Origin of the sequence: uncultured Flavonifractor sp. (assembly GCF_944385615.1) — a bacterium.
Classification (GTDB): domain Bacteria; phylum Bacillota; class Clostridia; order Oscillospirales; family Oscillospiraceae; genus Flavonifractor.
In genome coordinates, this window is sequence record NZ_CALWXV010000065.1 from 1 (window position 1) to 8,053 (window position 8,053).

Here is an 8,053-nt window from a genome sequence, read left to right on the forward strand (position 1 = left end):
GGCGTTCCGCTCGGTTTCTCCCAGATCCGGTTAGATTTTCATGCCCTCTCGCAAGGCGCTCAGATAGAATACCACTCACTCCCCCATTTGTCAACACCTTTTTTCACTTTTCTTTCGACTTTTTTCTCCCGGCCATTTGATCTCTATATATAGTGGCTGTTCGGTTTACTCCACCACAAAATACCCTCTGCTAGGGTATTCTTCTCAATACCTTGACCACCGCCAGTAGGGCGGGCAGGCCAAAACCCAGCAGCAGACCGCCCCAAAGCACCGGTCCCTCCAGGGCCTGGTCCAGGGCAAAGGCATTGGGAAAGAGCCATACCGCCCCGGCCGCTGCCACCAAAACCACCGGCAGCACGGCGGTACGGCGGCGGCGCAGGGCAAAGGTTTTCTGTGCCAGAACGGAACAGGCGCAGGCCAGCAGGGCCAGCAGGGCCAGATCGGCCAACACCCACAAAGCGATAATGACAGACTCCACCCGTTGAAAGGTACCCTCAAAGCCTATGCCTTTTACCATCATAAAAAAGGGGGTGTCCATCCGTACCGCCAGACCGGGGCCGAAATTGCCTAGGCACACCACCTGCAAAGCGGTAAGTGCAAGGCAAAGTCCGATTCCCCACCGCACAGCCCTGCGCCGTGCTTGTTCCTCCGGCCTTACATATGCCCCCAGGCAGGCGGCAAACACCACATATCCCACCAGCCCCAGCACCGGCAGCGTGGCCGAGCCCACAGCGGGCAGGTCCTCCACCCACACCGGCAGCAGATTGGCGGAGTCCACCTGAAAGGCCCCCAAAATCAAAGACAGGGCCAACCCTACCGTCAGAGCGGTAAAAAAGACCTCCCCCGCCCGGGCCAGCGCTCCCACCGGCTTACGCACCAGCCAGAAGGTCACCCCCAGCAGCGTGAGCAGAAAGAGCAGCATGGGGGAATTGCGGTAGCTGATGGTGAGAAAGCGCAGCGCTACCTGCCGGGCATTGGCGGAGAGCAGATAAAGCCCCCATAATAAATAGAGGAGACACACCGCCCGCCCCAGCCAGGTACCCAGCACTCTCTCCGCCACATTGGGCAGACCGCCCTCTCCCGGCTCACCCCGGCACAGCCAGCACAGCAGCCAGCACAGACCAGCCGCCAGGGGCAGCACCGCCAGGGTGGCCAGCCAGCCCGCCGTCCCCGCTCGCTGGGCGGTCAGGCCGGGCAGAATCTGGATGGCAGGGGACAGCAGGGCGGCAAAGGTTAGGGTCAGCAGCTGCCGCAGGGAAACGCGGTCCTCAGACACGGGATCATCTCCTCTATCAAAGTAATGGCGGGGACCGCCGCTCCTCACCCGTCGGCGTGGTAGCTGCGCTGGATGGCCGCCTGGGCGGTGGCCTCCAAAGTCAGCCCCGCCATGCCGTTCTCCCCCAGCAGAGCCTCCTTCCGCCAGGGGGTGCGAAAGGCTGCGGAGTGCCGCAGCCCCAGATAGTCGGCGTCCAGGGTCCGGGACAGCTCCAGGGCCTGGGCCATCCGTCCGGCCTCAGTACAGGCTAGCTCCTCTTCCAGCGCGGTGAGGGTGGCCTCGTCCGGCATGGCGGTCCCCTCCGCCAGATTGGCCTCCACCTGACAGTGGACCTTCAGCCCGGTGAGGGTATCCCCCTGCCACACCGGCTTTACCGAGGTGGCGGCTCCCACCACCCGCAGGGCAGTCCTGGTGCCATCGAGGGCGGTTACCTCCACCACGTCGGCGTCCACCCTGCCGAAAATCAGGTTGACCCCCAGGGCGGCGTCCCCTTCGGCCCAGCCCACCAGGGCCCCGTCCTTCAGGATGCCGTACCCGGCGGCGGTAAGCCCGCTGTCAGGCAGCACCGCCGGGAGAAAGGAGGCCCCCTGCCGGTCCAGCTCGGCCAGCACGTCCTTCACCGTCCGGGGCATGGACCCGGCGGTCAGGCCCGCGTCATCGGCCAGCGCCTCCAGCCGGTCGGTGGCCGAACCGTCGGCGGCGGCCGCTCCGATGGCCCGGGCGGCGGTGCCGTCCCGCACCAGGTAGAGGGCGGTCTCCAGGCGCATTTCCACATCCCGGAGCACATAGTCCAGAGAGGCCATTACCCCCCGCCGAGCCAGCCCCTCCCCCAGCAGCAACTGGGTAACGTGACCGAAGTAGAGGTAGGAGGAGCCCTCCCCCTGAAGGGCCAGCACGGCAGCGCTGATGGTGCCCGCCCGGCTGGACACCACCTCGGTCTCCTCCTGGGAGCTGCCGCCGGAGGCGGTGACCGCCACTTCATCCTCCCCCGCCTGGTCCACCCCCAGGGTACGGATCAGCTCCATGTCCTCAATCTCCCGGGCATAGGGCAAAATCCCGGCGTACCGGCGGCAGCCGGTGAGCAGGAGCATCAAAGTTAAAACCAACAGCCCTACTCTCTTCATCGCTGCTTCCTCCGGTTTCGGGGCTTGAGGGCGGATGGCCGGTCCTTGATCTGGGGCATGGGCCGCCGCAGCAGCACATGCTCCCGGGGATTGTGGCCGGTGCCCACGGCAAAGGGGGTGAGATAGGGCACCCCAAAGCTCTCGATCCCCGCCAGGTGGACGATGAGCACCGCCGCCCCAATCACGGTACCGAACAGCCCCGCCCAGCTAGACAGCAGCACCAGCACGAACCGCCAGATCCGCAAAGCGCCCCCCAGCTCCTGGGAGGGCATGGTGTATCCGGCAATGCCGGCCACCGCCACCACAATGAGCACCGCCGGGGAGACAATCTTGGCCTCCACCGCCGCCGAGCCCACCACCAGACCGCCGATAATAGACACGGTCTGCCCGATGGACTGGGGCAGCCGCAGCCCCGCCTCCTGCAAGATCTCAAAGGCCAGCAGCAGGACGATGACCTCAAAGGCGGAGCGGAAGGGCACGTTCTGCTTGGCCGCAATGATGGAAAGGGCCAGCCGGGTGGGGATCATCTCCTGGTGGAAGGTGACCATGGCGATATAGAGGGCGGGCAGCAGCAGGGTGGTAAACATACAGAAATAGCGCAGCACCGTCAGCACTGTGGCCAGCAGCCAGTTGGAGGACTTGTCCTGGGGGGCCTGCAAAAAATTGCCCAGCGCCGCCGGGGCCAGATAGCCCAGGGGGATGCCGTCGATGAGCACCCCCACCCGCCCCTGGGCCAGTCCGGCACAGAACCGGTCGGACCGCTCGGTGTACTGAATCAAGGGAAAGGGGGTGGAGGCGGCTGGGACAATATATTCCTCAATGGCCCCGGTGGAAAACACCCCGTCAATGTCAATATCCCGCAGCTGGGCGGCCACCTGCTCCACCAGATGGGGATTGGTGATCCCTTCTATATATAGAATATCCACCAGCGTGGCCGACTGCCGCCCCACGGTCTGCTCCTGGATACGCAGCTCGGGGGCCTTCAAATGGCGGCGAACAATGCTTGTATTGGTGCGGATGCTCTCCACAAAGGCGTCCTTGGCCCCCTTGAGCACCGTCTCATTATCGGGGGCGGATACCGAGCGTTTTTCCTCAGTACCCACAAAGCAGGACAGCACTGTAGTCTCCCCCGGAAAGAGGAATACGCACCACCCGCTGACCAGATCAAAAACCACCTGATCCAGCCGGTCCCGCTCCTCCACCGTCAGGTTGTACAGCGCCCCCTGCCGCATCCGCTCCATCATCTGCACCACGCCGGGGCACTGGGCCAGGGTCTGGTCCTGGGCCATGGGCCGCAGCAGGTAGTCGCTGATCCGCTCCATCCGCACCATGCCGCTGAGATAGCACAGGGTCAGGGACCGTCCCGGCTGGTCCCCCACCCATACCGTCCGCCGGACGAAATCCACACAGTCCCGGAAGATCTCCTCCAGCCGGGCCAAGGTGATGGCCCCCGGATACCGGGGCTCCCGCAGCGGATGGGGGTGGGTCTGTCCCCCGGTGTGCCGCTGGTCCATAACGCGCCCTCCTCTGCCGTGTATTTGGCCCAAATTCGACCGTTTCCCGCTTTCATTCGTCGAATTTGACCAACTGAACTTTTTTAGCCTGCCCTGTTTTCGCCGTCTTATACAAATTTGAAGTCAACTGTTGCAATTTTCCAAAAGAATTGTTATACTGAGGAAAACTCCACGGTTTAACCGGTGAACTAGTCACTTTTCAGTAAGTAACCCACCGCTCCGGTGGAGCAATTCTAACAAAGAGGAGGAGCCCCTATGAAGCCCTTTACCCAAGCCGCCGACGTCCTGGACAAGGAGCTGGCGGTCAAGATCGACGGCATCATCGCTGCTCACAACGGGGACGCCACCCAGCTGGTGGGCATCCTGCTGGACGTGGAGGCCGCCGTGGAGCGGCACTATATTCCCGAGTCCGCCGCCTACTATGTGGCCCAGAAGCTGGGCGTCAAGCCCACCCAGGTCTATGACGTCATCTCCTTCTATACCGCCCTGCATGACAAGCCCCGGGCCAAGTTTACCCTGGAGGTGTGCAACTCCGCCCCCTGTCGGGTAAAGGACAGCGACAAGCTGGTGGAGACCCTCAAGCGCCTTCTGAATCTGGAGGTGGGCGAGGTCACCTATGACGGCCGCTTCTCCATTGAAAAGGTGCCCTGCTTCGGGGCCTGCGACGTATCCCCCGCGGTGCGGGTAAACGGCGTGGTGTATGGCCATCTGGACAGCGAGGAGCGTATCCTGGATATGCTCCAGCAGCTCAATTAAGGGGGTGCCGGTTATGAGCAATCGTGTATGTTTCATCACCCGGAATTTCGGGAAATATGATCCGGACAGCCTGAAGAACTACGAGTCCATCGGCGGTTTTACCGCCCTGCGGAAGGCTCTGAAGATGGACGGCAACGAGATCGCCGACGTGCTGGCCGCCAACGGCGTGCAGGGCCGGGGCGGCGCGGCCTACGATATGGGCCGCAAGTGGCGCCAGGCCCGGGAGGTCAAGGGCGAGCACAAGTGCGTGGTGTGCAACGCCGACGAGGGCGAGCCCGGCACCTTCAAGGACCGGGAGCTCATCACCAACGACCCCTTCCAGCTGCTGGAGGGCATGATCATCGCCGGCTGGTCCGTGGGGGCCGATAACGGTTACATCTACATGCGGGAGGAGTACTCCCACCTGCGTCCCCGTCTGCTGTCCGCCATCGCCCAGTGCGAGCAGGCCGGCTATCTGGGGGACGATATCCTGGGTTCGGGGCTGAACTACCGCATCCACCTGTACTCCGGCGCAGGCGCCTACGTCTGCGGCGAGGGCTCCGCTCTGGCCGAGTCGGTGGAGGGCAAGGCGGGCCGTCCCCGGATGAAGCCCCCCTTCATCAAGCAGTGCGGCGTGTTCCACCTGCCCACCTGCGTCAACAACGTGGAATCTCTGTCTCTGGTGGCTCCCCTGCTGCTGGACGACGAGGGCTACTATAAGAGCCAGGGCACCGAGGACTGCCCCGGCACCAAGATGATCTCGGTGTCCGGCAACGTAAAGAATCCCGGCGTGTTTGAGGTCCCCTTCGGCATCACCATCCGGGAGATCGTCTACGACCTGGCCGGCGGTATGGAGGATGACGCCTATCCCCTGCGCCTGGTGCAGCTGGGCGGCGCGTCCGGCCGGATCTGCTCCCCCGCCCAGCTGGATACCCCCTACACCTATAAGGGGATGCGGCAGGCCGACCTGACTGCCATCGGCTCCGGCGCGGTGCTGGTGGTGGACGAGCGCACCAGCGTCATCGGCTTTTTGCGCATGACCCAGGAGTTCTTCTCCCATGAGAGCTGCGGCCAGTGTACCCCCTGCCGGGAGGGCAACCGCCACATTTCCATGCTGCTGGACAAGGTGGCCGCCGGCACCCACACCCAGAAGGATGTGGACACCCTGAAGAAGTTTGCCGACATCATGTCCTGCGCTTCCCTGTGCGGCCTGGGCGAGACGGCTCAATCCGCCCTGCTGTCCGCCATGAAGCGCTTCCCTGAAGTCTTTGCCGTCAAAGAGGAGGTCGCGGTCCGATGAGCAATACGGTACATCTCACCATCAATCACATGCCGCTGGAGGTGCCCGCCGGCACCCGCATCATCGAGGCGGCCCAGATGCTGAACATTGATATCCCCCACCTGTGCTACCACCCGGACCAGACCATCAAGGCCCACTGCCGGATGTGCATGGTGGAGGTCACCGGCCAGCGCAAGCTGCTGGCCGCCTGCTCCACCGTGGTGTGGGAGGGCATGGAGGTCTTCACCGACACCAAGAAGGTGTACGACGCCCAGGTGGGCGTGCTGGACCTGATTCTGGCCGACCACAAGCAGAACTGCCTGTCCTGCGCCCGCAACGGCAACTGTGAGCTGCAAAAGCTGTGCCGCCGATTCAACCGCCTCAATCCGGAGCTGCCCAATATCTCCCCCAACGAGCCTCTGCGCATTGACAACCCCTCCATCGTGCGGGACCCCTCCAAGTGCGTCAAGTGCGGCCGCTGCGTGAAGGTGTGCGCCGAGGTCCAGGGCTGCGCGGCTCTCACCGCCGCCAACCGCTCCGGCGACTTCAAGATCACCACCGCCTTTGACCTGCCCATGGACCAGACCGACTGCGTGCTGTGCGGTCAGTGCTCCCTGGTGTGCCCCGTGGGCGCCATTGTGGAGGTGGACAACACCAACGACGTGGTGCGGGCCATTCAGGACCCCAGCAAGCATGTTGTGGTGCAGGTGGCCCCCTCCGTCCGGGTGGGCCTGGGCGACGAGTTCGGCCTGGAGCCCGGCGCCATCGTCACCGGCAAGATGGTCACCGCCCTGAAGATGCTGGGCTTCGACAAGGTGTTTGACACCAACTTCTCCGCCGACCTGACCATTATGGAGGAGGGCAGCGAGCTGCTGGACCGCATCAAAAACGGCGGAAAGCTGCCCATGATTACCTCCTGCTCCCCCGGCTGGGTCACCTACATGGAGAAGCATCACCCCGAGCTGTGCGACAATCTGTCCACCGCCAAGAGCCCCCAGGGCATGTTCGGCGCTGTGGTCAAGACCTATTATGCCCAGAAGATGGGCTGGGACCCCCACGATATTGTCTCGGTGTCCGTCATGCCCTGTACCGCCAAGAAGTATGAGGCCAGCCGGCCTGAGCTGGGCCGGGACGGCTACCGGGATGTGGACTATGTCCTCACCACCCGAGAGCTGGCCAAGCTCATCCGCTACGAGGGCCTGGACCTGTCCGTCCTGCCCGACGGCGAGTTTGACTCCCCCCTGGGCATTGGCACCGGCGCCGGCGCCATCTTCGGCGCCACCGGCGGCGTGATGGAGGCCGCCCTGCGTACCGCCTACGAGGTGTACACCGGTCAGACCCTGCCCCGGCTGGAGTTTGAGGCGGTGCGCAACGACGTCAACGCCATCCGTGAGGCCACCATTGACCTCAACGGCACGCCTCTGAAGGTAGCCATTGCCAACGGCCTCAAAAATGCCGAGGAGATCATCCGCCGTGTGGAGAGCGGCGAGGCCGACTATATCTTCATCGAGATCATGGCCTGCCCCGGCGGCTGCATCGGCGGCGGCGGACAGCCCATCGGCACCAACAACGCCGTCCGGGACGCCCGTATCCAGGCGCTGTACGAGATCGACCGGTCTCTGCCTCTGCGCAAGAGCCACGATAACCCGGAGATCAAGACCATCTATGAGGAGTTCTTTGGTCAGCCTCTCTCCCACCGGTCCCACGAGCTGCTCCACACCCACTATCACGCCCGTCCCAAGAAGCACGACTTCTCCCACCTGGAGTAAGCAAAATAGAAACCAGCGCCGCCCATTGGGGCGGCCGCTGAACATTGTCAAAAAAGACCTTCCGTCTTTTTTGACAATGGGGTTGCATGACGGATGGGGTTCGATTTCTTGCGAAATTGTCACCCCACCCGCCATGAGAAGTGTCCTTTCCGAGGCGCATGTCCCCGGAAAGGACGGATTTTCATTTGATTCCGCCGCCTGCGGGCGGCGGAACTCTGCAAGGCTTCCTGATTGGAACGTTTTTCGACAGACTAAAAAGGCCGGCGCTGACGCGCCGGCCTTCAGCCTGTCGAAAAAGTCCAGCGAAAGCTGGGCTTTTTCATTTAGATGAGATAAAATAGAGGAGGTGGTGAGAA

At 63.2% G+C, this 8,053-nt stretch carries 6 protein-coding genes; 3 read left to right on the forward strand and 3 right to left on the reverse strand.

All coding sequences use genetic code 11. The annotated features are described in order from the left end of the window. Positions 1–190: 190 nt before the first annotated feature. The 3 genes from Q0J75_RS12000 to Q0J75_RS12010 are packed head-to-tail and all read right to left on the reverse strand — an operon-like array spanning position 191 to position 3,914. Positions 191–1,276, reverse strand: a complete 1,086-nt coding sequence (locus tag Q0J75_RS12000) for a GerAB/ArcD/ProY family transporter (protein ID WP_297201620.1) — start codon at positions 1,274–1,276, stop codon at positions 191–193. 44 nt (positions 1,277–1,320) lie between these two features. Further along, positions 1,321–2,400 (reverse strand): Ger(x)C family spore germination C-terminal domain-containing protein, encoded by a 1,080-nt coding sequence (locus Q0J75_RS12005; protein WP_297201622.1) that lies wholly within the window; start codon positions 2,398–2,400, stop codon positions 1,321–1,323. Further along, positions 2,397–3,914 (reverse strand): spore germination protein, encoded by a 1,518-nt coding sequence (locus Q0J75_RS12010; protein ID WP_297201627.1) that lies wholly within the window; start codon positions 3,912–3,914, stop codon positions 2,397–2,399. Before Q0J75_RS12010 ends, Q0J75_RS12005 begins: the two co-directional genes overlap by 4 nt. Positions 3,915–4,169: 255 nt before the next feature. Between Q0J75_RS12010 and Q0J75_RS12015 the strand changes: the two genes are divergently transcribed. From Q0J75_RS12015 to Q0J75_RS12025, 3 genes are read left to right on the forward strand one after another with little or no spacing between them, the layout of a single operon-like run. Continuing rightward, a complete protein-coding gene (locus Q0J75_RS12015; protein ID WP_297201630.1) occupies positions 4,170–4,670 on the forward strand; it encodes a complex I 24 kDa subunit family protein in 501 nt (166 codons plus the stop codon). Positions 4,671–4,683: 13 nt separating this feature from the next. Continuing rightward, complete coding sequence (locus tag Q0J75_RS12020) at positions 4,684–5,949, forward strand: complex I 51 kDa subunit family protein (protein ID WP_297201633.1); 1,266 nt, start codon at positions 4,684–4,686, stop codon at positions 5,947–5,949. After that, the gene (locus tag Q0J75_RS12025) at positions 5,946–7,697 is read left to right on the forward strand and encodes an NADH-dependent [FeFe] hydrogenase, group A6 (RefSeq protein WP_297201636.1); all 1,752 of its coding nucleotides are present in this window, start codon (positions 5,946–5,948) and stop codon (positions 7,695–7,697) included. The genes Q0J75_RS12020 and Q0J75_RS12025 overlap by 4 nt, the downstream gene beginning before the upstream one ends. Positions 7,698–8,053: the final 356 nt, after the last annotated feature.

What these genes read in the sequence shown, in the direction of transcription:
- Q0J75_RS12015 (WP_297201630.1), top strand. Translation starts at nt 4,170, where the DNA reads ATGAAGCCCTTTACCCAAGCCGCCGACGTCCTGGACAAGGAGCTGGCG.
- Q0J75_RS12005 (WP_297201622.1), bottom strand. Translation starts at nt 2,400, where the DNA reads ATGAAGAGAGTAGGGCTGTTGGTTTTAACTTTGATGCTCCTGCTCACC.
- Q0J75_RS12010 (WP_297201627.1), bottom strand. Translation starts at nt 3,914, where the DNA reads ATGGACCAGCGGCACACCGGGGGACAGACCCACCCCCATCCGCTGCGG.
- Q0J75_RS12025 (WP_297201636.1), top strand. Translation starts at nt 5,946, where the DNA reads ATGAGCAATACGGTACATCTCACCATCAATCACATGCCGCTGGAGGTG.
- Q0J75_RS12020 (WP_297201633.1), top strand. Translation starts at nt 4,684, where the DNA reads ATGAGCAATCGTGTATGTTTCATCACCCGGAATTTCGGGAAATATGAT.